The following is a 24,254-nucleotide window of genomic DNA, read 5'->3' on the forward strand; positions in this document are numbered from 1 at the left end:
GTCCTAGATAGTAGATCACTTGTCCGGAAAAGCAGGACACTCAAATACCTTGTCCTGCAGAGAAGGGGACATCATGACTTTTCTGGATGCCAGCGACTGGCAGGAGCGGATCTTCTCGGGAGAATGGATCAAGGCGGCCGGCGAGTCGTACGACTCCACCGAGCCGGCCACCGCCAAGACGTTGGGCCGAGTCGGCTCCGCCACCCCCGCCGACCTGGAGCGGGCCGTGGAGCGTGCGGCGCAGGCTCAGCGCGACTGGGCGGCGCGGCCGTACGTCGAGCGGGCCCAGGTGCTGCGGCGGGCGGCGCGCCTGTTCGAGGAGCACCAGGCCGAGATCGCGGAGTGGATCGTGCGGGAGTCCGGTGCCCTGCGGCCGTTCGCCGACTTCCAGACCTCGAACGGGGCGGCCGAGGAGTGCTACGAGGCCGCGGCGCTGGCGGCGGCTCCGTACGGAGAGGTCCTGCGGTCCGTCGAGGACCGGCTGTCGTTCGCGCGGCGGCGCCCGGTGGGCGTGGTCGGAGTGATCTCCCCGTTCAACGCGCCGATGGTGCTGGCCATGCGCGCCGTCGCCCCCGCCCTGGCGCTGGGCAACGCCGTCGTGCTCAAGCCCGACCCGCGCACCGCCATTTGCGGCGGTGTCACCATCGCCCGCGTCTTCGAGGAGGCGGGACTCCCCGCAGGCGTGCTGCACATGCTGCCCGGCGGCGCCGACGTCGGCGCCGCGCTGGTGGACGACCAGCGCGTGCCCGTCATCGCGTTCACCGGCTCCACCCGGGCCGGAAAGGAGATCGCCACTGCGGCGGCGCAACGGTTGAAGCGCGTGCACCTGGAGCTCGGCGGCAACTCTGCGCTGATCGTCCTCGACGACGCGGACCTGGAGAAGGCCGTCTCCGCCGGCGCGTTCGGCTCGTTCCACCACGCCGGACAGGTCTGCATGGCCACCAGCCGCCACCTGGTGCACGCCTCGGTCGCCGAGGAGTACGCCGATCTGCTGGCACAGCATGCGAACGCCGCCCCGGTCGGGGATCCGGCCACCGGGAAGGTCGCTCTGGGCCCGATGATCGACGAACGGCAGCTGCAGGCCGCCCACGCCATCGTCACCGACAGCGTGGCGGCCGGTGCGCGTCTGGCTGCCGGCGGCACCTACGAGGGGCTGTTCTACCGGCCGACGGTGCTGGCCGACGTGCCGCTCGCCGCCCGCGCCTACACGGAGGAGATCTTCGGTCCGGTCGCCCCGGTCGTGCCCTTCCGTGACCTCGACGAGGCCGTCCGGCTGGCCACCGACACCGAGTACGGACTGTCGCTGGGCATCCTGACCCGGGACGTGGCCAAGGGCCTGGCACTGGCCGACCGTATCCCCACCGGACTGGTCCACATCAACGACCAGACCGTGAACGACGAGGCGACCATCCCGTTCGGCGGCGTCGGCGAGTCCGGCAACGGCTCCCGTCACGGAGGGAGCGTCGCCAACCTCGAGGCCTTCACCGAACAGCAGTGGGTCACCGTTCGCGGCGAGATCCCCGACTACCCCTTCTGAACCCGCTCCGATCTCCGTCCTGGCCTCTCACCCACGTTTCACCCGCACTTGGAGCGCTCCAGATGACACCTCCTTCGCGGCAGGGCCCGTCCCTGCCCGATCCCATGACGATCGCGCCGCGTGCCACCGGGCACCCGCCGACCCCACGGCTCGCCCAGGACGCCGCCGGCTGGGCGCCCGGAAACAAGTTCCTGGAAGGCCCGTTCACCCCCTGGACGGAGGAGAGCGGCGCGTACGACCTGGAGGTCGACGGCCAGATCCCCGAAGACCTCGCCGGAGCCCTGTTTCGCATCTCCTCCAACCCCCGCTTCCAGCCGCGCGATCCCGACCGCTACCACTGGTGGGAGGGCGACGGCATGGTCTGCGGCCTCTACCTGCGTGACGGGCGCGCCGCCTACCGCACCCGCTGGGTGATGACCGACTCCATGAAGTTCGAGGTCGAGCAGGGCGAGGCGGTCTACAGCGGCTTCGCCAACGGCGGTACGACCGCTCCACTCCCCGCGGCGGCCCCGCCCGCGAAGAATGTCGCCAACACCAACGTGGGCATCTTCGACGACCACCTGCTGGTCTACTTCGAGGGCGGCCTGCCGTACTCGATGCACCCCGAAACGCTGGAGACGTACGGCAGTTACGACTTCCACGGCGGCATCGACGTCCTCTGCACCGCCCACTACAAGATCGACCCCGACACCGGGGACATGCTGTTCTTCGCCGCGACCGGGCCGATCATCACCTGGTACCGGGCGGACGTGAAGACCGGGCAGGTCGTCGACAGCCACAGCTTCGACATCAAGGTGCCGGTGCTGATGCACGACTTCGCCGTCAGCGACAACTACGCGATCTTCTTCGTCACCCCGGCGCAGTTCCGCCTGGACCACATCATGCGGGGCGAGCCGGGCGTGGTCTGGGACGAGGCGTCGCTGCCGCACGGCGTGCAGATCGTGCTCATGAACCGGCAGACACACGCCGTCAGTCGGCACGAGGTGGGCGGCCACTGGGCCAACACCCACTTCTACAACGCCTACGAGGACGACGGACAGGTCGTCATCGACGGACACCGCATCACCCGCCTCGGCACACCGGCCGACCGGCTGGAGACGCCGGTGACGTCCCACTCCTGGTTCCCGCCGTCGCTGCCCCACCGCTGGCGCGTGGACCTGGCGACCGGCCGGGCGACGGAGGAGATGGTCGGCGGCGTCGCCGGAGAGTTCCCGAGGATCAACGACGCCTACACCGGCCGGCGTCATCGCTACGGCTATTTCGTCACGACCCGCTACCTGGCCGACGACACCATGAGCGACGGTCTCGCCAAGCACGACGCCCTGCGCGACTCCACCACGGTCGTCGAGGGACCGGACCACCTCACCAACCCCGGCGAGCCGGTCTTCGTCGCCCGCGAGAACGCCGTCGCCGAGGACGACGGCTATCTGCTCACCCTGTGGTGGAACCGCGAGACCGGCCTGAGCGAACTCCTCATCCACGACGCTGCCGACCTGCGACGCACCCCTCTGGCCCGGGTGAGACTGCCCAGCCGCGTGCCCTTCGGCTTCCACGGCAACTGGGCCGACCGGACCATGCTCGATCAGGCTGTGGCTGCCCGCAGCGACGCGAACTGACCTGTCTACCGCATCACGCGTCTTGCGGGAGGTCTCGCCGGAAACCGTGATCAGCTGGGTTCCTGGCCCGAGGCGGCTGCGGGCAGGACCAGGCGGAAGGTGCAGCCGCGGCCGGGGGTCGTGTCGAGTTCGAGGCGGCCGCCGTGGCCCTCGGCGATGGTCGCGGCGATGGCCAGGCCGAGGCCGCTGCCGCCGTGGATGCGGGAGCGGGCGGGGTCGGCGCGGTAGAAGCGCTCGAAAACGAGCTCGGCGTGGACGGGTTCGAGGCCCGGCCCTTCGTCCGCCACCTCGATCACGCTGATCGGCAGGCCCTCCGGCAAGGGCGGTGAAGCGGTGGTGCGTCCGGGTCGGTCCGTGCCTCCGGTTCCGGGACCCGCCTCGGTCGTGCCGACACGAACGTGGACGCGGGTGCCCGGCGGGGTGTGGGTGCGGGCGTTGGAGAGCAGGTTCTCCACGATCTGACGCAATCGGTGCGGGTCGCCGACGGTCTCCGCGATGTCGAGTTCCTCGGCCCCGGTGGGATCGGCCGGGGTGCGCAGCGGGCCGAGGTCGACGCGGTGGGACTCGCTGTGGACGGCGGCGGCGCTGACGGCGTCCGCCGCGAGGGACAGCAGGTCGACCCGCTCCCTGCGGTAGGAAGGTTCCTTGTCCAGGGTCGCGAGCAACTGGAGGTCGTCGACGAGCAGACTCATGCGTTCCGCGTTCTGTGCGATGAACCGGTTGGCCTCGTTTCGTTCGAGGGCCGAGCGCTGTTCCGGGCGGAGGGCAAGTTGGGCGTAGCCCTGGATGGCGGTGAGCGGCGTGCGCAGTTCGTGCCCGGCGTCGGCGACGAACCGGCGAAGGCGGGCCTCCGATGCCTCTCGGGCCAACAGCGCCTTCTGCAGGCGGTCGAGCATGGAGTTCAGGACCCGGCCGAGTCGTCCGATCTCGGTACGCGCATCGGTGTCGGCCAACCGCAGATCGAGCCGGCCTGCGGTGATGTCCTGAGCCGTCCGTTCCATTCTGGTCAGGGGCAGCAGCCCCAGACGAACCACCCACCGGCCCAGGGCGATCAGGGCGACGATCGTGACGGCGAGCAGCACGGCGTTCAGCCACAGGAGCTTCGATGTGGCGCCGTCGACGGTGTCGAGCGGAAGGGTGACCACCGCGCTCATGCCGTCCGGACCGGGGTTCAGCAGCACCCGCCAGCGGCCGTCACCACTGATGGCGGGCACGGTTTCGGGGTGCCCGTCCTGCAGCCCGAGGTCCTCCGCGTGATCGGCCAACCGAGGCCCTGGCTTGGTCTCGGAGCCCAGGGAGTCGTGCAGACGGTGCCCGGAGGAGTCGTAGAAGTAGATGTGGAAGTCCGAGGGAAGCACGTCCGGCCGTTCTCCCGGGTGCGGGAGCCTGCCTTGGAGCGCGTCGTAAAAGGCGGGAGCCGGTGGATGGAACTCGACCAGCTGCTCGTCGACGCGGTCCAGCAGCCAGGACCGAAGCACCACATAGCCGATCGCCTGGGAGGTCAGGACTGCCACGGTGGCGAGCAGAGCGGCGCCGAGGATGAGGCGGCGCCGCAGCGATTTGGGCGGCCGGGGGAGGAACCGGGTCAATGGTCCGACGGCCCTGCGTGGTCGCGGGGAAGCCGCAGGCAGTAGCCGACGCCCCGCACAGTATGGATCAGTGGCGGCTCGAAGCAATCGATCTTCCTGCGCAGGTACCTGACGTACGTTTCGATGATCCGGGAGTCACCGGCGAAGTCGTAGCTCCAGACGTGGTCGAGGATCTGGACCTTGGTCACCACCTGGCCCGCGTTCGACAGGAGGTAGGCCAGGAGCTTGAACTCTGTTGGCGACAGGGCGATGTACTGCCCTGCGCGGTGCACCTCGTGGGCGCCCTCGTCGAGTTCGAGGTCGGCGTAGCGCAGAACACTCGGCGCCACCTGCCGTTCGGCGGCCGGCGCCGTGCGACGCAGAATGGCCTCGATGCGCAGCAGCACCTCCTCGATGCTGAAGGGTTTGGCGACGTAGTCGTCCCCGCCGGCACTGAGGCCGGTGATGCGATCGTCGGTGCCGGTGCGGGCGGTCAGGAACAGGATCGGACAGTCGTTGCCTGCCGCCCGCAGCCTGCGGGTCACCTCGAAGCCGTCCAGGTCGGGCAGCATCACGTCCAGCAGCACCAGATGCGGTTCCAGGCGCTCGACCTCCAGGAGGGCCGCCTGTCCGGTGTCGGTGCTGCTCACCTCGTATCCGGTCAGGCGAAGCGTCGCCTCCAGCAGGGTGCGAATGCTGGGCTCGTCCTCGACCACGAGGAGCCGATGTCGCGGCCGCGCGGCTGCGGGCTGCTCGGTCATGCGTCTGCTGGTCCGTTCTGCCGTGTCGCGACCGTCGCTCGGGCGTCGGTCACTTGGCGGCGCAGTCGTAGAGCACGTTGCTTCCTCCGAATCCCATCGCACCGCCGCCGTTGTTCTGTGACGACGTGCCGGAGGTGCCGCCGTAGGCCGACGCCGGAACCATGGTGCAGTGGTCGGCGATCCAGTCGGAGCGCTGCTCGGTGTATCCGCCGGACAGGCCCGGCAGGCCGCCGCCGTTCGTGCCGGAGCCCAGGACATAGCGTAGTTCGCCGTTCTTGGTCCACTTCTCCAACTGGGCCACCGACGGCGCGTTGTCGCTGTTGGTGAAGCCTCCCATGCCGATCACGGTCTCCTCGGTGCCCAGGATGAAGGCGCTGGCGTTGAGGGCGCCGCCCTCGACGGCGAGCTTGATGCGTGCGTCGGGTGCGTGCTCGACGGCGTACTGAACGATCTTGCGCTGGTCAGCGGTGAGTTCCCCACTGCCGAAGCCGCCGCGCCCACCAGGTGCCCTTCCAGAGCCGGCACCCGGGAACGACGGTGTGCCGCGGTCGTTCGAGCTCGAACCTCCGGGCGCACCGGGCATGCCGTCCGCTCCCTGCGTGGGCATGCCGGAAGGCATCCCGGACGGCATCCCGGACGGCAATCCGCCGGACGAGGGTTGGCCGGACCGCCCCGAAGAGACGTCACCGCCGGGAAGGCCCGGCATGTTCGACGGCATCCCGGACGGCATGCCCGAGGGAAGGCCTCCACCGTTCGGGCGTTGCCCGGGCATGCCACCGCCACCGCCGAATCCGGCGGACAGGGGACCGGCCGTCGGGTTGGAGCCCCCCATGTCGGTCGAGCCGGGTACGGTCACCGCCCAGGCTCCCGGCGCCAGCAGACCCGATGCGACCGCGGCGCAACAGGCAACCGTCAGCAGTCGGCCACTGCGTCGTGACAGCACCAGCAGGACGACCGCGGCGGAGCCGACCAACAGCACGGGCCACACCAGCCAGCCGTTCCAGTCGGGCGCGCGGCGGACCAGCGTCACGGCCCAGGACACGCTCACCACGACCGCGGCGGCGCCCACCAGAGGCGCCCAGCGCGGGCCGGCGCGGTGGACGCGGACGAGGGCAGCCATCAGTCCGCCGCACAGGGCGGCGATCGCCGGGGCGAGCTGAGTGGTGTAGTAGGGATGGAAAATGCCCTTCTGGGTCGAGAACACGATGCCGCAGACCACCAGCCAGGTTCCCCACAGCAGCCAGCCGGATGCCGGCAGTACGGCGGAGTCGGGCAGTCCGCCGCGTCGGCGCAGCACCAGGCCGACGACGGCGACGGCCAGGGCCAGCGCGCAGACCGGCAGCAGCCAGCTGATCTGACCGCCCACCTGTTCGCCGAACAGCCGGCCCAGGCCGGCCTGCCCGCCGAATCCCCCGGTGAATCCGCCCGGCGTCTGGGATGCTCCGCCGCTGGAGCCGAAGACCCTCCCCAGCCCGTTGTAGCCGATCACGAGGTCCCAGGCCGAGCCGTCCTTGCTGCCTCCGATGTAGGGGCGGTCGCCCGGCCACAGGGCCACCATGGCGACCCACCACAGGGAGGACGCCGCCAGGATGGCTCCCGCGCCCAGCAGACGCCGCACTCGCGGTATCCAGGCGCCGCTTCCTCCCACGAGCCAGGCGACGGCGAACGCGGGAATGACCATCCAGGCGGCGAGCATTTTGGTGAGGAATCCGCACCCGATGAGGAAGCCGCTCGCGCACAGCCACCAGGTCTCGGCCCGGCCCTCGGCCTGCAGCGCACGGGTGAGCGCGTACGCCGCCGACACCAGCAGCAGGACCAGCAGCGTGTCCGGGTTGTTGTCCCGGTTGATGGCCACGGTGATGGGCGTCAGGGTGAGCACCAGAGCCGCGATCAGTGCCGCCCCCTCCCCCGCCCAGCGGCGCACGGTGCGGTGCAGCACCACCACCCCGGCCACACCTTCGAGGACCTGCGGCAGGATCAGCGCCCAGCCGTGCATCCCGAAGATCTTGCTGCTGATCACCTGCGGCCACAGCGCGGCCGGGGGCTTGTCGACCGTGATCACGCCCGCCGGGTCGAAGGCTCCGAAGAGGAAGTTGGTCCAGCTCTTCCCCATCGACTTCACTGCCGCCGAGTAGTAGCTGTTGCCCCACCCCAGGGAGCCCAGTGCCCATCCGTACAGGACGGCAGCGAGCACGAGGACGGCTCCGAGCGCCGCGGGTGCCGCCCAGGCGGGGAGCGAGCGGACGGACGTACTCGTGCGCCTCCCGTCGTGTGCCGATGCCGCCGGTGCGGGCCTGATGTGCGCGTAGTTGGTCATGTCAGGATTCGCTCTCGTCAACGGGTACGGCTACGGGGGGCGGCGAAGACAGCCAGCCGCAGCGCGGCGAAGCGCACGCAGGTGACCGCGACGGACGCCGTGGCGAGGACGGCGGTCTCCGCGGCCGGTGAGGCACCGGGTTCGAGCCACTTGAACCACAGCACCGCCGTGGACGTGACCAGATAGCCGAGGACGAACAGACCTCCGGCACCGAGGTGCGCACGTGCGGGCGGGGTGGTGGAGTGCCGGAAGGTGAGGCGTCGGTTCGCCTCGGTGTTGAGGACGGTGAGGGCGAACAGCGAGATCAGGTTGGCGACGGCCGGAGACCACCAACCGCGCAACAGCCAATACAGCAAGGCCTGTCCGACCGTGGAGACGACACCGATCGCGAGGAAACAGCCGACCTCCCACGACAGCACACCGCGTCGCGTGGAGGGGGCGAGGACGGCGTCGGGGTGTTCGGCGGCCGGCTCGGGGCGTGGCCGCACCTCGACCCGGGCGTCACCGGACGCCTTGAGCCGCGCCATGCGCCACAGGCCCCGCAGGTCGTCCGTGGCGGTGCTCACCACGTCCACCCGGGTGTCGATGTCCTCGACCCAGTCGACCGGGACCTCGTGGATACGCAGTCCGTTGTGCTCGGCGAGCAGGAGCAGCTCGGTGTCGAAGAACCACGCGTCGTCGCGGGTCACTTCCAGCAGTGGCCGGAGTACCTCCGTGCGGGCCGCCTTGAATCCGCACTGGGCGTCGGTGAAGCGGACTCCGTGGGTGAGCCGGATGATGCCGTTGTAGCAGCGGGAGATGAACTCGCGGCGCGGCCCGCGCACCGTGCGTGCTCCGGAAGCCAGCCGGGAGCCGATCGCGACGTCCGAGTGGCCGCTGGCCAGGGGCGCGACCAGCGGGAGCAGTCCGTCGAGGCCGGTGGAGAGGTCCACGTCCATGTACGCCACGATGTCCGCGTCGCTGGCGCCCCAGACGGTGCGCAGCGCCAGTCCGCGGCCCTTGCGGTCCAGGTGGACGACGCCGACGCCGGGCAGCTCGTCCGCGAGACGACGGGCGGTGGCGAGGGTTTCGTCGGTGCTGGCGTTGTCGGCGACGGTGATCCGCCAGGGGAACGGGAAGCCCTGGGACAGACGGGCGTGGAGCGTGCGCAGGCACCCGGGCAGGGCTCGCTCCTCGTTGTAGACCGGAACGACGATGTCCACCGTCGCGGTACCGGCGTGTGGGAGAAGCGACCGTTCTACGGGCTGGAAGGGGGCGGGACGCTCCACGCGGGCGGCGATTTCGGTGAGGTGGGGGGTGGGAGTCATGGCTTCCTCAGGCATGAGGGGACGGCAGACTGCGGCTCACAGGCCCTGGTCGAGGGCCGCGGCCTCACTGTTGCCGTCTCGCCTGTGGGGGTGGGGGGAGAATACCGAGAACTGACGGAGAGTCAGATCAATGGCCGAAAGTGCTGCCGCGGTCCACCGGGAGCACTACCGCACCAGGGTGTTGCGTAGTTCGCCGACGCCCTTGATCGAACTGACCACTTCGGTGCGCATCCGCAGAGCTACGTCGGGCTCACGGCCGGTGCCCGCCCCGGCCGGTGTTCCCGTCGTGATCAGGTCGCCGGGCCGCAGGGTGACGACGGTGCTGACGTGCGCGATGACGGTCGCGACGTCGAAGAGCAGTTCCGACGTGTTCGCCTTCTGCGTCACGCGCCCGTCGACGAGGCAGTTCATCGTCAGGCCGCGACCGCCCATCGGTACGTCGTCGGTGGTGACCAGGGTCGGCCCCGTCGGGGTGGTGACGGTGGCGGACGCCCTGGGCGCGGGGATGCCGTCCGGGCGGCTCCACGCGGTGATGTTGCTGGTCACGGTGTATCCCGCGACGTGACCCAGGGCCGTTTCAGCCGTCACTTCACGGGCCCGGCGCCCCATCACCAGGCCGAGCTCCACGCCCCAGTCCACGTCCTGCCCCTCGGCCGGCAGGCAGATGTCGTCGTCGGCACCCACGACGACATGGCCGCCGTACGACACCGAGAATTCCGGAGCCTCGGGAAGGGGCCACCCCAACTCCCGTGCACGGGAGGCATAGTTGAGATCAAGGCGAACAATCCTGCCCGGCCGGACGATCAGTGGCGCATAGGAGACGTCCTCCAGCCGGTGGCGCTCACCGGTCTCGGCACCGGCCCGTTCCCGCCAGCCGTCGCCCGACGCGATCAACGCCCCGACATCCGGGTACGGCAGCAGCACGCAGTGCTTCTTCTGCAGACGCGCGGCGGATGTGCGGTCTCGTCCCAGTCGTACGGTACTGAGCTTCACCGGTGACACTCCTTCGGTATTGATGTCTTCATTGATGTCGTCGATGTCGTGAGCGGCGTCATCCGCACGTACTGGAAACCGGGACGGGCGTGGACGCGGCGGCGGGTCGAAACGGCAGGAGCAGGCGGAAGATGCAGCCCTCGCCCGGCCGGGTGTCGAGCTCCAGACGCCCGCCGTTGGCCTCCGCGGCGCTGGAGGCGATCGCCAGTCCCAGGCCGGAGCCCGCAGCTGCTCGCTCGGAGGAATCGGCGCGGTAGAAGCGCTCGAACACCCGCCGCGCGTCCGGCGGCGCGAGGCCGGTCCCGTCATCGGCCACCTCGACGGCGCAGGCGAGAGTCCCAGGGGCCAGGGGCGGATTGGCGCTGGTACGGTCCGGCACATCCGTGCCTCGACCGTGCGGGCGGATGCGGAGGGTGCCGAAGCGCACCTGAACGTGCGTCCCGGGCGGGGTGTGGACGCAGGCGTTGGTGAGCAGGTTCGACAGGATCTGCGCCAGTTGATGAGGATCGCCGATGACATCGACGACGTCCAGCTCGGCTTCGTGAGGATCGTCCTGCGGGTCCGACAGGGCGCCGAGGCCGATGCCGCGGTCGGGGTGCTGCAGGGCGACGGCAGCGATGCTGTCGGCGGCCAGAGAGAGCAGGTCGACCGCCTGCCACCGCATGGCGGGCACATCACCCAGCTTGGCCAGCTGGGACAGGCTGTCGACGAGACGGCTCATGCGCTCGGCGTTCCACACGATCAGCTGCTGCGCCTCCTGGCGTCGCTGCGGACTCATCTCCGGTTCCTGTACGAGGAGTTCGGCGAAGCCCTGCAGGGAGGTGAGCGGCGTGCGCAGTTCATGCCCGGCGTCCGCAAGAAAGTGGCGCAGCTGCTGCTCGGACGCCTCGGTGCGGTGCAACGCGGTGCGCAACCGGTCGAGCATGGTGTTCAACGCGCGGCTGAGGTGGCCGACCTCCGTGACGGCATACCCGTCCGGAACACTCAGCTGCGACTCGCCGTCAGCGATGCGCCGGGCGGTGCGCTCGACTCGGGTCAGCGGCCGTAGTCCCAGTCGCACCACCAGGTTGCCGAAGAGGACGACGCCGACTGCGACGGCCACTCCCACGGTGAGGCTGAACCACAGCATCCTGGAGGTCGCCTCGTCCACCTCTTTCAGGGGCAGCGCCACCACGACCCTGGTGCCGTCCGCGCCGGATCGCGTGATCACCCGCCAGGTGCCGCCGCCGTCGGTCGCGGCAAGCGTGGCCGGCCGGCCGTTCTTCAGACCGAGTGCCGACTCGGACCGGGGCAGCCGTGGCCCTGCACCGCCCCCGTCGCCACTCAGTGATCCGGCCAGCCTGTGTCCGTCACTGTCGTAGAAGTACACGCGGTAGTCCGAGGGGAGGGTGTCGTTCCTGGTGGTCACCCCTGCCGCCATCCGTCCTTCGGCCACGTCCTGGTAGAGCCGGGCCATTGGCTGGAATCGGGTGAGCCGACCGTCGACCTGGTCCGTGAGCCAGGCGTGGAGCAGGGCGAGCCCCGCCGCCTGGCAGAGCAGGACCGCCGAGGTGGCCAGCAGCGTGGCGCCGAGCACCAGCCGGGCCCGCAGCGAGCGCGGCTTCAGTCGCCTCGGCCACTGCCTCACAGCGCCGCCGCTCCCGGCCCGGGACGGGCGGCCCGCAGACAGTAGCCGACACCGCGGATCGTCTGGATCAGCTGGGGTTCGCACCGGTCGATCTTGCGCCGCAGATTACGTACGTAGGTGTCGACGATGCGGGCGTCACCCGCGAAGTCGTAGTGCCAGACCTCGGTCAGAATCTCCTTTTTGCCCACCACTCGTTCCGGCTGGGCCAGCAGACAGACCAGCAGCCGGAACTCGGTCGGCGACAGCTGGACCGGCAAGCCCGCCCGCCACACCTCGTGCGTCTGCTCGTCCAGCACAAGATCCGCGTATCGCAACGGCGGCCGTCTGGCCCCGACGCCCGGCGGCATGTCGCTGCGCCGCAGGATGGCACGGATGCGCAGCAGCACCTCCTGTACGTGGAAGGGCTTCGTGACGTAGTCGTCGCCGCCGGAACTGAGGCCGATGATGCGGTCCTCGACGTCGGTGCGGGCCGTCAGGAACAGTACGGGTGTGTAGACGCCCTCCGCGCGCAGGTGACGGGTCACCTCGAAGCCGTCGATGTCCGGGAGGCCCACGTCCAGCACGATCAGATCGGGCTGGCTGCGGCCCGCCTCGAACATGGCGGTCCGACCGGTGTCAGCGGTGCTCACCGAGTATCCGGCGGCGTGCAGGGCTGAAGTGAGCAGGGTTCGGATGCTTGGGTCGTCCTCGACGACAAGCACGTTGTGTCGGGGCGGCGCGGACGCCGACGGCGCAACGGGCATGGAGATTCCTTTGTTGTCATGAAATTCGCGGTGCGCCGAACGCCCGGACGGCGTCCCACGGGCACTGCCGTCCGGGCGTCGGAGATCAGCCGGTCACCTCCGTGTTCTTGGCCAGCGCGTCGGTGCGCTCGGTGACCGTCTTGCGCAGCTTCTCGACGGCGGAGTCCAGCTCCTTGCCGTCGGCACCGGCCTTCCCCGCCTGTTCGGCGATGTCGTTCAGCGCCTTCAGAGCGGTCCCGGAGCCGTAGAACTTCTCGTACAGCTCCCTGTACGCCTTCTTGTAGACGGGATCGAAGGTGTCCGAGTCCAGGAAGCGCTCCTTGAGGGGGTGCCCCATGAGGCCGCCGAACCCACCGCCCTCGCCTTGACCGCCTTGGCCGCCTTGACCGCCACCCGGCATGCCCGAAGGTATTCCTGACGGCATTCCCTCCGGCAGATTTTCGGGCATTCCCGAGGGCATGCCTTCGGGCATTCCTTCGGGCATCCCTGACGGCGCTCCGGAGGGCATGTTCTGCGCCCCCTGACCACCGGCGGCCTGGCCGCCTCGGCCGCTCTGCCCGTCGGCAGCGCCTCCGCCGCCGCCGAAAGCGCCGCCCATGCCCATGTCGTCGTCCGGACCCGACGTCGCGTCGCCGCTGAAGGTGAGGTTGTAGTCCCACCCCAGGACCGAGAACTTCTTGGTGTCGAGGTCGTACCACAGCAGGTAGTTCTTGCCCGGTCCGGCCATGTCGTCGAAGTTCATCAGCAGGTTCTGGGCGGCGAGGTACGTGGCCAGTGACTCGACGTCCACGTACTGGTCGAGTTCCTTCTCGAACTCCTCGTCCGATGCCTGGTTCGCCCACTTGATGAGCTTCATGACCGGCTCCAGGTCCTGGCTGCCGACCTTGTTGAGCTGTTCGAACGAGTTCTCGTAGTCGCTCGGGTCGTCACCCTTGTACTCGAAGCCGCCCCCGGCCCTCGCCTTGTAGAGGACTCCGTTGCCGTCGCCGATGGACTCGGCGTACTCCGTGTCCGGGCTCTCGACCATCAGCCGGGTGGCGACCGGACGGCTGTTCACCTTCACCGACGTGAAGGCGTACCTCTCGTTCTTCCGACCGGTGGTGTCCGTCAGGCTCAGCGAGAGCGCCTCGTTCACCGGCACCTGGCCGTTGCTGCCGGGGCGCAGCGAGATCTCGCGCTCGCCCTGGTAGGCGCGGCCCTCGATGAACTCGTCCACCTTGATGAGCCACGGCAGTTCCTCGGGCTTCTTGTCGGAGAGGTTGTACTGCGTGATCCCGCCCATGGCACCACCGGCCCCGCCGGGACCGCCGCCATTGCCCTGGCCGCGGTCCCGGCTCCCCGTCCCGCCGTCCTGTGGCAGGTCCGGGGCGCCCTGCGCGGCTCCTTCGGGCATGGTCCGGCCGCCACCGGGCATGCCCTGGCCGCTTCCGCGCAGGGACATCAGTGTGGAGTTGCCCTTGAGGCGGATCCCGACGTCTTCGAGGTAGACCCCGTCGATGGTGAGGTCCGCTTCGATGTAGTCCTTGGTTCCGTCCTCGCGGAACTCCTTCATCATCTTGGTGAAGTCGGTCTGGTCGTACTCCAGTTGGATGGAGTGGGAGACCGAGGTGTCGTACAGGTCGACCGTGCCTTCGACGTTCTCCGTGATGGTGTCGGCCTCCACGCGGGAGGAGGAGGTGACGTACGGCGAGACGCGGGCGTCGCCGAAGAAATAGACCATCACCGCCAGACCGGCACACAGGGCTCCGGCCGGCTTCCAGTGGTGTCGCAGCCGTACGGGGATCCGGTCCCGCAGGCGCCGTCGCCGTGGGGTCGTGTCGTTGTGGCCGGACATCACAGGTCGGTCGTGTCGTAACCGGTCAGGACGGTCACCCGCTGGCCCGACGTCCGCTCCTGAAGCGCGGTCACCAGGTCACTGGGCTCGGTGCCCTTCTTCATGCGCACCGTGTAGAACACCTCGGTCAGTGCCCCGCCACGGATCGTCTCCGTGCTCACCAGCTCGAACTCACTGGTGTAGCGGATGAGGACATCGCGGATGTCGGACGAGTAGTCCTCACCGGCCGGCACCTGGACCTTGACGACCTGGCGCTGGACGTTGAGCGCGAACCAGTTGAACTTGAACATCACGATGATGACGGCGCAGATGACCACCGCGGCGACCGCGGCGAGGGTGTAGAAACGGGCACCGGCGGCCATGCCCACGGCCATGGCCAGGAAGATGAAGCCGACGTCCCTGGTCTCCTTGACCGCGTTCCGGAACCGGACGACGGACAGTGCTCCGACCAGGGAGAACGCGCGGGCCAGGTTGGACCCGACGACCAGCATGATCAGCGCGACGATCATGCCGACGATGACGAGGGTCTGGACGTAGGACTGGCTGTAGGAGACGTTGCGGTGCGTGTACCGGTACACGTAACCGATCATCGTGCTCAGGATGAACGACAGCGCCATGGCCGCGACCACGTCGGCGACGCTGAACGTACCGCTGAGTTCCTGCAGATCGAAGTTCACTGTGCTCCTGCTTTCAAGGGCGCCTCGGGCGCCGACCGCTGCCGGGGCAGCGACTGTTCGGTGGGGGTGGGCGGCGGACAGTCCGCCTCGTTGACGTGGAAGACGGATCGGGGTGCCAGCCCGAACGCCTCGACGGACTGCACGTACTTGGAGACCCGGATGAGGTTGAGGTTCCGGCGTGCGGCAAGGTCCGTGATCCAGTGCGGGGTGCGCTCGTTGACCTTGATCTCCATCACCGACATGTGGGGTGGGATGGTGAACCGGTTCTCGGGTGCGGCGATGCCGAAGTGGAAGTCCCGGTCCCGGCCGCGGATGCGCCGGTCGAAGGTCACCCGCAGTCCGGTGTCCGCCTCCCGGCCGACCAGTGCCTCGCGCTGGTAGCCGGTGATCGCGGTGGGCTGCAGGTTGAGCCGTACGACCAGTTCGAGCACCTCGTGGATGAAGGCACGTTCCTTGGGCGAGTGCTCCACCAGCTCACGGCTGTCGCACAACTGCCGGGCGGCACCGTAAGGGAGAGTGATGCGGCGCTTCTGCGTGACCCGGTTGACGCGTTGCTTGATCTCCACGCAGACCGGGGACTCGTCTGTGACGCCGTCCAGGTCGCCGTAGTGGCGGATGCGCAGCTTGCGCCGGAACTTCAGGCCCTCGATCTTCTCCCAATAGAACCGCAGCTGCGGGGTGTCGTAGTACAGGCTCCAGACGCCGTAGCCTCCGACAGGGCTGTTCAGATCACGGTCCATCCGCTCGGCCAGCTCGTCCCGGATCTCGGCCGCCTGCTCGACCGGTACGAGGTACTTCAGCTCGAACCGGTTGAACGCGTGCAGCCTGCTGGCCACATGCAACGGCTGTTCCTCCGCCGGGACTTGATCTTCCTCCCGGCTCCGGGACTTCCGCCGTGTGGTCACCGGTAGTGCCACCATGCGCCTCCTTCGTCGTACGGCCCAGTCGGGCGACGCAGCACACGAAACCGGTGCGATGTGAGAAGGCGCTGAGAATTACGAGGTAATTCCAGGAGTATTCGAGATGACCGGAAGGTGAACCGCGCGCGTCACCAAAGCTCCACAGAGAGCAGCACAGGCAGAAGAGCGCTCTGGTTGACCCGACGGGTCAACCAGAGCGCTCAGAGGAGGTGCGGGCCGGAGCGGTCGCCGGAGGCGGGGTACCGCCCCGGGGTCCGGTCAGCGGGTGGCGAGGAACTCGAGCGTGTCGATCACGCGGTTCGAGAAGCCCCACTCGTTGTCGTACCAGGCGACCACCTTGACGTGGCGGCCGTCGACGCGGGTGAGGGCCGAGTCGAAGATCGACGAGGCGGGATTGCCCACGATGTCGGACGACACCAGCGGGTCGTCCGAGTACTCGAGGACGCCGGCGAGCGGCCCCTCCGCCGCGGCGCGGTACGCCGCCAGCACGTCGTCGCGCGTCACGTCGCGGGCGACGGTCGTGTTGAGTTCGACGATCGAGCCCACCGGCACCGGTACGCGGATCGAGTCGCCCGACAGCTTGCCCTCGAGGTTCGGCAGCACCAGGCCGATCGCCTTGGCGGCGCCGGTCGTGGTCGGCACGATGTTGACGCCGGCGGCCCGTGCGCGACGGGCGTCGCGGTGCGGACCGTCCTGCAGGTTCTGCTCCTGGGTGTAGGCGTGCACCGTCGTCATGAACCCGTGTTCGATACCGGCGAGTTCGTCGAGGACCGCGGCCAGCGGCGCGAGCGCGTTGGTGGTGCAGGAGGCGTTCGAGACGATCGTGTGCATGGCCGGGTCGTAGGCGTCGGTGTTGACCCCGAACGCGAGCGTGACGTCGGCGCCGTCCGACGGCGCGCTGACGAGTACCTTCTTCGCGCCCGCGTCGAGGTGGGCCCGGGCGGCCTTGGCCGAGGTGAAGCGGCCGGTGGCCTCCAGGACGATGTCGACGCCGAGTTCGGCCCACGGTAGCTGCGCCGGTTCGCGCTCGGCCAGCACCGTGATCCGACGGCCGTCGACGACGAGGGCGTCCCCGTCGACGGTCACCGGGCGCCCGAGCCGGCCGGCCGTGCTGTCGTAGGCGAGCAGCCGGGCGAGGGTGGCGGGCTCGGTGAGGTCGTTGACGGCGACGACCTCCAGGGCGCTGTCGCGCTCCAGCAGTGCGCGCAGCACATTGCGTCCGATGCGGCCGAATCCGTTGATGGCGATGCGAGTCATGAGTGGGGTCCCTTCCCTTCCCCACCAGGCTCGCCCGCGGCCGACACCGCTGACAGTGGCGGGATCGCCATGGTTCAAAAGGATCCCGCCACACCCGCCACGCGGTGCCGGGCGGGGTCACTCGCCCCGGGTGAAGGTGCGCCGGTACTCGCTCGGTGTGGTGCCCAGAATCCGCTGGAAGTGCAGACGCAGATTCGCGCCAGTGCCGAGCCCGACGTCGGCGGCGATCTGTTCGACGCTGCGCTCCGAGCGCTCCAGCAGTTCGCGGGCCAGGTCGATGCGGGCGCGCATCACCCACTGCATCGGCGTGTAGCCGGTCTCCTCGACGAAGCGCCGGGAGAACGTGCGCGGCGAGACCCCCGCCTGCCGCGCCAGTATGTCGAGGGTGAGGGGCTCGCCGAGCCGGTGCAGCGCCCACTCGCGGGTGGCGGCGAACCGCTCGCCGAGCGGCTCGGGGACGCTGCGCGGCACATACTGGGCCTGGCCGCCGCTGCGGTAGGGGGCCGCGACCAGACGCCGGGCCGCGTGGTTGGACGCGGCCACTCCGAGGTCGCCGCGCAGGATGTGCAGGCACAGGTCGATGCCGGAGGCGGCGCCGGCCGAGGTGAGCACGCTGCCCTCGTCTACGAACAGCACGTTCTCGTCGACCCGGACGAGCGGATGCCTGGCCACGAGTGCCCGCGTGTAGTGCCAGTGCGTCGTGGCGCGCCTGCCGTCGAGCAGGCCCGTGGCGGCGAGCGCGAAGGCGCCCGTCGAGATGGCGGCGAGCCGCGCGCCCCGGTCGTGGGCGGCGATCAGTGCCTCGACGACGGCCCGCGGCGGGTCCTCGCGGTCCGGGAACCGGTAGCCGGGGACGAAGACGATGTCGGCCCACGCAAGCGCGTCGAGGCCGTGTGCGACGTGGTACGCGAGGCCATCGCCGCCGGTCACGAGACCGGGTGTCGCCCCGCACACCCGCACCTCGTACGGCATGCTCGCGCGGGTCGTGAAAACCTGCGCGGGAATTCCGACATCGAGCGGCTTCGCGCCCTCGAGCACAAGGACGGCGACGCGATGCAGGCGGGAGGCTGGCACGGGAAAGAGGTTACGTGGGGCGTGACTTCGACACGCCCGCTGCGCGGACCGGGCAGACGACACCGGCCGGGCAGGCCGAACGCTGCGATCTGAGGCCGATCCGCTCCTTCGCCGGCTTCCTCCGCCGGCGAGATAGAGAATCATGTATGGCCGCGGGGCTTTCGCCCTGCCGCGGGCGCGGATTCTCACCGGCCCATGAGTCAAAACAGTGCGCTACACGGAGCGCACCGCCTGACCGGATCTGCGGATCGGTGGACCAAGAATCTTGTCGACCTCAGCGGACACGGAGTCGAGGAGTTCCTGCCCGAACAGGCAGAGGGACTCTTCCCAGGGGTGCCCAAAGCTGCCCAGGCGGAAGTCTTCGGACAAATAGATGTAGTAGTCACCATCGGGGTACGGGCTCAGGGGCCAAGGTTGCTGCCCCGGACCACCGACCTCTTGCGGGGCGAACTGATACGACGTGTGCTGCCAATCAAGCGCGAACAGCGTGCCGTGTGGGCCGACGCAGGAGGTCAGCCCCTGCTCGACCATCCCGACCAGACGGTCGAGGAACTCGTAAGGAGGCTCGTCGGGCAGCGTCGCCAGGCTCCAGGTGATCGACGCGACAGGCTCCGCGATGGCCGGCCACTCGAACGGATTCGTGCTGGGCCGGAAGCCGAACTCCGTGTGGAAGCGGTCCCAGACGCGGCGGTACTCAACTTCCGGCAGCTCGGCCACAGGTTCCCTCATCACCCATCGAGACTATCGACTCGTTCCGCTGGGAACCGGAGGGGGGAGTTGAGGACGGGCGTAGGACTGCTCATTCATGCGGTGAAGGGTGCGACACGCCCCGACCGTCTCTTCGCGGTCCAGGACAATCGGCTGGGGCCCGTATCGACGTCGGTCTCCCGACGATCAATGGATCACAGCGAGTTGATCACGATTCTTCTCCGGGATGCGCATACCGGAAAATTCCTGGCCTGGAAGCAGAGCACCAACGTTGCCGTCGCCGCCGTATCCCGTGAACTGGCCAAATGGTGCTGGAGCTTGGCGATGATCGACGACGGCCATCCTGTTGACAGGACGGATCAGCCAGTAACCCCACGACCTTGGATAAAACCTCAACGCCCCATTCCGACCGGCACGTTGGATGTAACTTCGTCGGCATGAGCAACGACATTCGCATAGACCGTGCCCCGTCTTCCGGGGGCGGCATCCAGATCACGGTCAGTCTTTCGCCCGCGGTTTTGGCGAAGCTCCAAAAGGACGGCTCCTGGACGGAGTCGATCAGCGAAGGCCAGGTCACAGGCGACGGACCGGCCATCACCCAGATCGAGTTCAGGGTGCCGTAAGCACAGCGCAGATCGTCGCCGCCGCGGTGGAGGTGCTGGAGGACGACGGCCGCGTCGCACAGCAGGCCGATCTCCTCCCGCACCCCTCCACCGACACCGAGCCCCTGCCCACACCTGCACATCCGCCCACGCCGACGCCACACGGGCGGTTGCATGCCGCCGCATCCTGCCTGCGGAAACAACACCCATCTCCCGGAATACCCTAGGGGGGTATACCGTTCCAGGCTGTGAGACCCGGAAGGGCGGGTCACACTGGACCGGAGCCGGAATGGGGATGACGGTCATGGATCACGACACGCGCCACACCAGCACTGCACACGACCACGCCGCCGACCAGCATCACCGCGGGCACACCGGCCCGCACGCGCCGGGGGCGTCCTGGTCCATGGCGGCGAAGGCGACGCTGCACTGCCTGACCGGCTGCGCCATCGGCGAGATCCTCGGCATGGTCATCGGCACCGCCCTGCTGTGGGGCAACGTCGAGACCATGGTCCTGGCGATCGTGCTCGCCTTCGTGTTCGGCTACTCGTTCACGCTGTTCGCGGTCCGCCGGGCCGGCCTGGACTTCAAGACCGCGATCAAGGTCGCCCTCGTCGCCGACACGGTGTCCATCGCCGTGATGGAGCTCGTCGACAACGGCATCATCGCCCTGGTCCCCGGTGCCATGGACGCCCATCTGTCCGACGGGCTGTTCTGGTCGGCACTCCTGGGCGGCTTCGCCATCGCCTTCCTGATCACCACCCCGGTCAACAAGTGGATGATCGGCCGCGGTAAGGGTCACGCCGTCGTCCACGCGTACCACTGACGCGCCATCCGACAAGAGCGTGTGCGGACATCCACACGCCAAGGCGACCTCGTCCGGTGGCGCGACGTCACCCTCGTCGAGCGCCGCCGTTACGCCGTACCGCGACAATCCGACAAGCCTTGGTGATCACGGGTGGCCGTTCTCGTTGACTCCGAGGTGCCAGCGGTCGGGAGGCTCTTCACCTCAAGCCGTGTCCAGGTCGGTGCGCACCAGGTGGTGGTCCGAGTACGGGGTCGGATGCACACGTTGCTCGAGCGGGACGATGCCCCGCAGAAAAACGTAGTCGAACTTGCTCTGCCAGTCGGTGGTCGGCTCGCAGTCGCCGACGGGCGAGGGACGGCACTGGGGATCCGCATCCGCAGCCAGTGCCCATATCCCGGCGAGTTCGGGAGCGTCCGGCACAGCGTTGAAGTCGCCGAGAACGATCGCGCGGTCGTGCCGGGCGACGTCTGCGGCGAGTACGCGCGTCTGGTCCGCTCGGACCGCCTCCTGACGTCGCTGGGCAAGGTGTGTGTTGAAGACCCGGACGGACCGGCCGCCCACCGTGGTGGTGACCGCCATGTACCCGCGGTCTTCGGACCCGCCGTCGGGGTATTCCACGGTGACCGCGTCTGTCATCGGTGCCGCCGAGAGAACCGCCTGGCCGAAGGCCCCCGGACTCCACGGCACTCCCCCACAGCGGCCCCAGTTCTGAAGAACCGTCCCGTACTCGACGTGGTAGACCAGCCCGTAGCGGCTCTCCAGGTAGTTCCGGATTCCCTCGACATCACGCACGCACGCTTCCTGCAGACCGATGACCTGAGGCGCATACGTGGCGATCTCCGCCGCCCGGTCAACGTTGCTGTCCTCGCAGGGGTTGCAGATGTTCCACGTCATGACCCGGTTCGGAACGACATCCCTGACGGCTTCGACCGGCAGCGACCCGGCGAAGAGGGAACCGCTCGGCGCGCTGGGGCCGACCAGCACCATGCAGGCCACGATCAAGGCGCCCGCGAACAGACTCGTGCCCCTACCGAGCACCATCGCCTCCTCAAAGTGGATACCCATGGCATCTGACGTCTCCACGCACGAGGTTATGCGACGGGGCTGTCAGCAACCCATGCGGGTGGTGGATCTCGTTGCGCCCGCGCCCGAGTTCGACCTCACTACGCACCCGCCGCGAGCGGGAATGCGGGAAAAGGGAGTTGCGCATTGATTCTGACGCTACCCGGAAGTAGTCCGGAGGTCACTCCAAGGCGGCTTTCATAACCTCTTAATTATTCTCTGTTTTTCCTCAGCTGAAGCTCAAATCCATTGCCTCCGCGATGTTCCAGTATTTACGGTCCTGCTTATACCGCCCCCCACGGACTCAAGGAGAGCCATGCGGACAGTCCGCGTAAATCGCACCCTCCGAAATGCAGGGATCCTCGCCGTCGCCTTCGCGGCGCTCACCGTCGCCTCGGGTTCCGTGACCGGGACAGCGCACGCCGAGTCCGGCCGCCGGCTGTGCGTGTACACCGAGAACGAGGACGGCTGGAGGGAGCTCCGCGACAACCGGCAGTACAACGCGTACGTCGCGGTCGACTACAAGAAGGACGGTGCGTGCCCGAGGGTCACGGTCAGCCCGGACAAGTTCCGGTGGCGCGTCGGCGCCCAGCCGGTCAAGAAGATCCGCTGTGAGGACTGGCCGGCCAAGGCCAACCCGTGGCCGGGCACCGACGTGTGCACCCACCTGCCTGCGGACGCGGTCTGGGAGGCGCGCGTGTACGACGACGGCAAGGGTGTCGGTTCGGCCATTTACGGGAGTGTCTGGCAGTTCCAGTGAAATGTGGCCGCGGTTCCGCTCGGCGGCGGGACCGCGGCTTTCATGTTTTCGCTTCGGGAATCTTGGCTCGACCGGCCGAGCGGTGCGACCTGCCGGTATCCGGGCCGGACGGCCCGGATACAGGAGACGTACACCGCTGGCGCGGCGCGTGCGAGAGTGGCGCGGTCGACCCCGTGACCAGGCTCGGTGCGTGCGGTCGGGGCGGCGGCCCCTCGTCAATTGGTTCGAGGCCTACTCGGCATCGCAGGTCGTGGCCTCGGATCCAGTCGGTTCCGTAGACCTCGTGCCAGTGCTTTCGTCCTTCTTGCCCGCCTCGATGGGGGCGTAGCGCCGCCGTTGAAGCTCATCGCGTTCACTGTCCGGGATCGTCATCGACTCGGCAAGCACGGCGGCGAGCGCGTCCACTTGAGTGTTGTCGATGTCAGCGTGGAAGAGCCACCGGATGTTCTCGTCGCGCGTGATGAGGTCGATCGCCAAGCGCGCGCTTCTGTCCGGTGTGGTCGCCGCTCGGACGTATCGCACTCGGTCGATCGGGATGTCTTGACCGATTTCGCCTTGCTCAAGGAATGCGTTCGTCTTGGCCGTGATGATGCGGCGATCCGTGACGGCGACCAGTGTCTTTACCGTGGCCTTGTCCCTCGCTGCCGCCAACTTCTCCTTCGCTCCGCCGAGGATCGCAGAAATGGGACCGAGGGCATCGAGCTGGTCGGGGAAGCCGAGGACACGTAGGGTCTCACCGTCCTCGAGGAACCATCGCAGGATGCGACGGTACGGCTCGAGATCCAGCGATTTGGGTGCGCAGACGACGCCCGGAGCCTCGAGCGGAGGGGCCGGCGGATGGAGAGCATCGGCAAGAGGCTCGATCGCCTCCAGAAGACGGGCGGAGGTTTCGCGGGCTGCCTTCACGTCCTTCCGCTTCCCCGGCAGCGGCCATGCGTCGGGGCCGGGGAGCTCGGCGGTGATCCGCAGCTCCCGCGTCAGCGCGTCGACGAGGCTCGTCGTCTCGGCGAGAGCGGAGTCGAACTCCGCGCGGGTGTCGCGCGCGATGACCTCGGCGTACTGCGCCTCGGCGGCGTCTTCGCGTCCAGCGGCTCTCGCCCTCGCGGCGCGGAGCGCGTGATACCCGGTCCATGCCTTGAGGGAGGACAGGAGGGCGTAGGCGTCGAAGGCGATCGCCTCGGCGTTCGTCTGCAGATACTCACGGTGGCTGCGTGCGTCGGGCCGACCGAGCTGCCCGACGTGGTCGCGGACGTTCCCTCGGTAGAGCTCGAGCTGCTTCTGCAGCAGCGCTCCACTACCCGCGACGTCCTCCCACAAGGATGTCGGGACCGATTCGATCTCTCGCGCCTGGTCGACCGCGCGATCGATGGCGGCGACGAGCCCCGTCAGTTCGGCCCACTGATCCTTGCGGATGGTGGTGAGGACCTGACTTGTCACCGCGAGGTTGGTCCTGACGAGGCCCGAGACCTCACTCAGCATCATCTGAAGGCCGACCATGGCCAGCGCCGGCCCGATCGAGGCCGCGGTCTGCGCCTTGCTCACCGCATTCACGGAGTAGAAGCGGGCCTGATGCAGGATGCGGCCAGGAACCATCACCGCTGCGAGGTTCCCGCCGTCCTTGACGGCGAGCGTCGCGCCGCTGTTCAGCAGGGCCTGTGCCGTGTCGCCGATCCTGTAGAGCCCCTGTACGCCGGCGAACGCGTTTCCGAGATTGCCGACCACGGTCGCCGCGTTCCCGATCGAGGCGAGGATCGCTGAGATCTGCTTGCGGTCGGCTGCCGGCACGATCCCGAAGTCGATCAGATCGGGCTTCAGCTCCGGCGGGACCTCACCGGCGACGAGTGCCACCCCTGGGAGCACCTCCACCAGGACCGTCGACGCCGTCGACGAGTCCATGTCCGAGTCGGACGTCGGATCGTCCACAACAGATGAGTCGACGGTATTGCTCCGGCCGTTCTCCTCAGGCTCGGCGATCTCCATCGAGTCCGAAGGGTCCTGCATGCGATTTCCTCCCCGCGAGCGCGCGCAACGGCCAGACGTCGTCGGCGTTCACTGCCGAAGTCTACGGCTCGATTCCCTCGTC

21 protein-coding genes are annotated in these 24,254 nt (G+C 68.7%); 6 read left to right on the forward strand and 15 right to left on the reverse strand.

The window, feature by feature from the left end:
* Positions 1 to 73: 73 nt before the first annotated feature.
* Complete coding sequence (locus SGFS_RS11490; protein ID WP_286249732.1) at positions 74 to 1,537, forward strand: benzaldehyde dehydrogenase; 1,464 nt, start codon at positions 74 to 76, stop codon at positions 1,535 to 1,537.
* 62 nt (positions 1,538 to 1,599) lie between these two features.
* Positions 1,600 to 3,153 (forward strand): carotenoid oxygenase family protein, encoded by a 1,554-nt coding sequence (locus SGFS_RS11495; protein WP_286249734.1) that lies wholly within the window; start codon positions 1,600 to 1,602, stop codon positions 3,151 to 3,153.
* Between the two features lie 50 nt (positions 3,154 to 3,203).
* Here SGFS_RS11495 and SGFS_RS11500 read toward each other — a convergent pair whose 3' ends face one another.
* From SGFS_RS11500 to SGFS_RS11560, 13 genes are all read right to left on the reverse strand, one after another.
* Positions 3,204 to 4,742, reverse strand: a complete 1,539-nt coding sequence (locus SGFS_RS11500) for a sensor histidine kinase (RefSeq protein ID WP_286249735.1) — start codon at positions 4,740 to 4,742, stop codon at positions 3,204 to 3,206.
* The gene (locus SGFS_RS11505; protein ID WP_286249737.1) at positions 4,739 to 5,482 is read right to left on the reverse strand and encodes a response regulator transcription factor; all 744 of its coding nucleotides are present in this window, start codon (positions 5,480 to 5,482) and stop codon (positions 4,739 to 4,741) included. Before SGFS_RS11505 ends, SGFS_RS11500 begins: the two co-directional genes overlap by 4 nt.
* 49 nt (positions 5,483 to 5,531) lie before the next feature.
* A complete protein-coding gene (locus SGFS_RS11510; protein ID WP_286249739.1) occupies positions 5,532 to 7,799 on the reverse strand; it encodes a glycosyltransferase family 39 protein in 2,268 nt (755 codons plus the stop codon).
* 17 nt (positions 7,800 to 7,816) lie between these two features.
* Entirely contained in the window at positions 7,817 to 9,106 is a 1,290-nt protein-coding gene (locus SGFS_RS11515; protein WP_286249741.1) for a bifunctional glycosyltransferase family 2/GtrA family protein, read from the reverse strand.
* A gap of 165 nt (positions 9,107 to 9,271) precedes the next feature.
* Entirely contained in the window at positions 9,272 to 10,099 is an 828-nt protein-coding gene (locus SGFS_RS11520) for a fumarylacetoacetate hydrolase family protein (protein WP_286249743.1), read from the reverse strand.
* Positions 10,100 to 10,157: 58 nt separating this feature from the next.
* Positions 10,158 to 11,726 (reverse strand): sensor histidine kinase, encoded by a 1,569-nt coding sequence (locus SGFS_RS11525; protein WP_286249745.1) that lies wholly within the window; start codon positions 11,724 to 11,726, stop codon positions 10,158 to 10,160.
* Entirely contained in the window at positions 11,723 to 12,469 is a 747-nt protein-coding gene (locus tag SGFS_RS11530; RefSeq protein ID WP_286249747.1) for a response regulator transcription factor, read from the reverse strand. Before SGFS_RS11530 ends, SGFS_RS11525 begins: the two co-directional genes overlap by 4 nt.
* Positions 12,470 to 12,554: 85 nt before the next feature.
* Positions 12,555 to 14,303 (reverse strand): CotH kinase family protein, encoded by a 1,749-nt coding sequence (locus tag SGFS_RS11535; RefSeq protein WP_286249749.1) that lies wholly within the window; start codon positions 14,301 to 14,303, stop codon positions 12,555 to 12,557.
* Positions 14,303 to 14,980: a DUF4956 domain-containing protein gene (locus SGFS_RS11540; protein ID WP_286249751.1), complete on the reverse strand. Its 678-nt coding sequence runs from the start codon at positions 14,978 to 14,980 to the stop codon at positions 14,303 to 14,305. Before SGFS_RS11540 ends, SGFS_RS11535 begins: the two co-directional genes overlap by 1 nt.
* Complete coding sequence (locus tag SGFS_RS11545) at positions 14,977 to 15,900, reverse strand: polyphosphate polymerase domain-containing protein (RefSeq protein WP_286249753.1); 924 nt, start codon at positions 15,898 to 15,900, stop codon at positions 14,977 to 14,979. The genes SGFS_RS11540 and SGFS_RS11545 overlap by 4 nt, the downstream gene beginning before the upstream one ends.
* Positions 15,901 to 16,158: 258 nt before the next feature.
* Positions 16,159 to 17,157: a type I glyceraldehyde-3-phosphate dehydrogenase gene (gene gap / locus SGFS_RS11550; protein ID WP_286249755.1), complete on the reverse strand. Its 999-nt coding sequence runs from the start codon at positions 17,155 to 17,157 to the stop codon at positions 16,159 to 16,161.
* Between the two features lie 117 nt (positions 17,158 to 17,274).
* Complete coding sequence (locus tag SGFS_RS11555; protein ID WP_286249757.1) at positions 17,275 to 18,231, reverse strand: GlxA family transcriptional regulator; 957 nt, start codon at positions 18,229 to 18,231, stop codon at positions 17,275 to 17,277.
* A 213-nt stretch (positions 18,232 to 18,444) separates the two neighbouring features.
* Positions 18,445 to 18,948: a DUF2716 domain-containing protein gene (locus SGFS_RS11560; RefSeq protein ID WP_286249758.1), complete on the reverse strand. Its 504-nt coding sequence runs from the start codon at positions 18,946 to 18,948 to the stop codon at positions 18,445 to 18,447.
* Positions 18,949 to 19,128: 180 nt separating this feature from the next.
* On the opposite strand from SGFS_RS11560, the gene SGFS_RS11565 reads away from it, so the two are divergent.
* From SGFS_RS11565 to SGFS_RS11575, 3 genes are all read left to right on the forward strand, one after another.
* On the forward strand, positions 19,129 to 19,380 hold the full coding sequence (locus tag SGFS_RS11565; RefSeq protein ID WP_286249760.1) for a hypothetical protein: 252 nt from the start codon (positions 19,129 to 19,131) through the stop codon (positions 19,378 to 19,380).
* Complete coding sequence (locus SGFS_RS11570; RefSeq protein ID WP_286249763.1) at positions 19,377 to 19,562, forward strand: hypothetical protein; 186 nt, start codon at positions 19,377 to 19,379, stop codon at positions 19,560 to 19,562. Before SGFS_RS11565 ends, SGFS_RS11570 begins: the two co-directional genes overlap by 4 nt.
* A gap of 283 nt (positions 19,563 to 19,845) precedes the next feature.
* Positions 19,846 to 20,367, forward strand: a complete 522-nt coding sequence (locus tag SGFS_RS11575) for a DUF4396 domain-containing protein (RefSeq protein WP_286249765.1) — start codon at positions 19,846 to 19,848, stop codon at positions 20,365 to 20,367.
* Between the two features lie 183 nt (positions 20,368 to 20,550).
* Here the strand turns inward: SGFS_RS11575 and SGFS_RS11580 are convergent, their stop codons facing one another.
* Positions 20,551 to 21,390 carry an endonuclease/exonuclease/phosphatase family protein gene (locus tag SGFS_RS11580; RefSeq protein WP_286259888.1) on the reverse strand — a complete coding sequence of 280 codons (840 nt, stop codon included), beginning with the start codon at positions 21,388 to 21,390 and terminating at the stop codon, positions 20,551 to 20,553.
* Positions 21,391 to 21,727: 337 nt separating this feature from the next.
* Between SGFS_RS11580 and SGFS_RS11585 the strand changes: the two genes are divergently transcribed.
* Positions 21,728 to 22,171, forward strand: a complete 444-nt coding sequence (locus tag SGFS_RS11585) for a hypothetical protein (RefSeq protein ID WP_286249766.1) — start codon at positions 21,728 to 21,730, stop codon at positions 22,169 to 22,171.
* Positions 22,172 to 22,402: 231 nt separating this feature from the next.
* Here SGFS_RS11585 and SGFS_RS11590 read toward each other — a convergent pair whose 3' ends face one another.
* The gene (locus tag SGFS_RS11590) at positions 22,403 to 24,172 is read right to left on the reverse strand and encodes a hypothetical protein (RefSeq protein WP_286249767.1); all 1,770 of its coding nucleotides are present in this window, start codon (positions 24,170 to 24,172) and stop codon (positions 22,403 to 22,405) included.
* Positions 24,173 to 24,254 lie beyond the last annotated feature (82 nt).

Source organism: Streptomyces graminofaciens (assembly GCF_030294945.1).
Lineage (GTDB): Bacteria > Actinomycetota > Actinomycetes > Streptomycetales > Streptomycetaceae > Streptomyces > Streptomyces graminofaciens.

Excerpts from the sequence above, each read along its gene's own strand:
- SGFS_RS11490 (WP_286249732.1), top strand. The coding sequence starts at position 74 with ATGACTTTTCTGGATGCCAGCGACTGGCAGGAGCGGATCTTCTCGGGA.
- SGFS_RS11495 (WP_286249734.1), top strand. The coding sequence starts at position 1,600 with ATGACACCTCCTTCGCGGCAGGGCCCGTCCCTGCCCGATCCCATGACG.
- SGFS_RS11505 (WP_286249737.1), bottom strand. The coding sequence starts at position 5,482 with ATGACCGAGCAGCCCGCAGCCGCGCGGCCGCGACATCGGCTCCTCGTG.
- SGFS_RS11510 (WP_286249739.1), bottom strand. The coding sequence starts at position 7,799 with ATGACCAACTACGCGCACATCAGGCCCGCACCGGCGGCATCGGCACAC.
- SGFS_RS11515 (WP_286249741.1), bottom strand. The coding sequence starts at position 9,106 with ATGACTCCCACCCCCCACCTCACCGAAATCGCCGCCCGCGTGGAGCGT.
- SGFS_RS11530 (WP_286249747.1), bottom strand. The coding sequence starts at position 12,469 with ATGCCCGTTGCGCCGTCGGCGTCCGCGCCGCCCCGACACAACGTGCTT.
- SGFS_RS11535 (WP_286249749.1), bottom strand. The coding sequence starts at position 14,303 with ATGTCCGGCCACAACGACACGACCCCACGGCGACGGCGCCTGCGGGAC.
- SGFS_RS11545 (WP_286249753.1), bottom strand. The coding sequence starts at position 15,900 with ATGGTGGCACTACCGGTGACCACACGGCGGAAGTCCCGGAGCCGGGAG.
- gap (WP_286249755.1), bottom strand. The coding sequence starts at position 17,157 with ATGACTCGCATCGCCATCAACGGATTCGGCCGCATCGGACGCAATGTG.
- SGFS_RS11565 (WP_286249760.1), top strand. The coding sequence starts at position 19,129 with ATGGATCACAGCGAGTTGATCACGATTCTTCTCCGGGATGCGCATACC.
- SGFS_RS11570 (WP_286249763.1), top strand. The coding sequence starts at position 19,377 with ATGAGCAACGACATTCGCATAGACCGTGCCCCGTCTTCCGGGGGCGGC.
- SGFS_RS11575 (WP_286249765.1), top strand. The coding sequence starts at position 19,846 with ATGGATCACGACACGCGCCACACCAGCACTGCACACGACCACGCCGCC.
- SGFS_RS11580 (WP_286259888.1), bottom strand. The coding sequence starts at position 21,390 with ATGGTGCTCGGTAGGGGCACGAGTCTGTTCGCGGGCGCCTTGATCGTG.
- SGFS_RS11585 (WP_286249766.1), top strand. The coding sequence starts at position 21,728 with ATGCGGACAGTCCGCGTAAATCGCACCCTCCGAAATGCAGGGATCCTC.
- SGFS_RS11590 (WP_286249767.1), bottom strand. The coding sequence starts at position 24,172 with ATGCAGGACCCTTCGGACTCGATGGAGATCGCCGAGCCTGAGGAGAAC.